This is a genomic window from Pantoea pleuroti, assembly GCF_014156615.1.
Lineage (GTDB): Bacteria > Pseudomonadota > Gammaproteobacteria > Enterobacterales > Enterobacteriaceae > Pantoea > Pantoea agglomerans.
The window spans coordinates 1-1,047 of sequence record NZ_SBFD01000020.1 but is presented as its reverse complement, the minus strand read 5'-3'; the positions used below and the strand labels follow the sequence as shown (position 1 = coordinate 1,047).

Sequence of the window (1,047 nt, the reverse complement as noted above, 5' to 3'; positions counted from 1 at the left end):
TCGAGTCGGCCTGCGCGGAAGATGTAACGGGGCTAAACCATGCACCGAAGCTGCGGCAGCGACGCTTATGCGTTGTTGGGTAGGGGAGCGTTCTGTAAGCCGTCGAAGGTGTGCTGTGAGGCATGCTGGAGGTATCAGAAGTGCGAATGCTGACATAAGTAACGATAAAGCGGGTGAAAAGCCCGCTCGCCGGAAGACCAAGGGTTCCTGTTCAACGTTAATCGGAGCAGGGTGAGTCGACCCCTAAGGCGAGGCCGAAAGGCGTAGTCGATGGGAAACAGGTTAATATTCCTGTACTCGGTGTTACTGCGAAGGGGGGACGGAGAAGGCTATATCAGCCGGGCGACGGTTGTCCCGGTTTAAGCGTGTAGGCGGAGTGTCCAGGTAAATCCGGACGCTTGTTAACGCTGAGGCGTGACGACGAGGCACTACGGTGCTGAAGTGATAAATGCCCAGCTTCCAGGAAAAGCCTCTAAGCATCAGGTAACACAGAATCGTACCCCAAACCGACACAGGTGGTCAGGTAGAGAATACCAAGGCGCTTGAGAGAACTCGGGTGAAGGAACTAGGCAAAATGGTGCCGTAACTTCGGGAGAAGGCACGCTGGCGCGTAGGTGGAGGGACTTGCTCCCCGAGCCGAAGCCAGTCGAAGATACCAGCTGGCTGCAACTGTTTATTAAAAACACAGCACTGTGCAAACACGAAAGTGGACGTATACGGTGTGACGCCTGCCCGGTGCCGGAAGGTTAATTGATGGGGTTATCCGCAAGGAGAAGCTCTTGATCGAAGCCCCGGTAAACGGCGGCCGTAACTATAACGGTCCTAAGGTAGCGAAATTCCTTGTCGGGTAAGTTCCGACCTGCACGAATGGCGTAATGATGGCCAGGCTGTCTCCACCCGAGACTCAGTGAAATTGAACTCGCTGTGAAGATGCAGTGTACCCGCGGCAAGACGGAAAGACCCCGTGAACCTTTACTACAGCTTGACACTGAACATTGAGCCTTGATGTGTAGGATAGGTGGGAGGCTTTGAAGCGCGGACGCCAGT

Annotated in this window: 1 rRNA gene (only partly in view); it reads left to right on the top strand. The window is 54.7% G+C overall.

Annotated features, from left to right (window positions below):
• A 23S ribosomal RNA gene (locus EPG66_RS22735) occupies positions 1–1,047 on the top strand (its annotated part extends 1,187 nt beyond the left edge of the window); the annotation flags it as partial.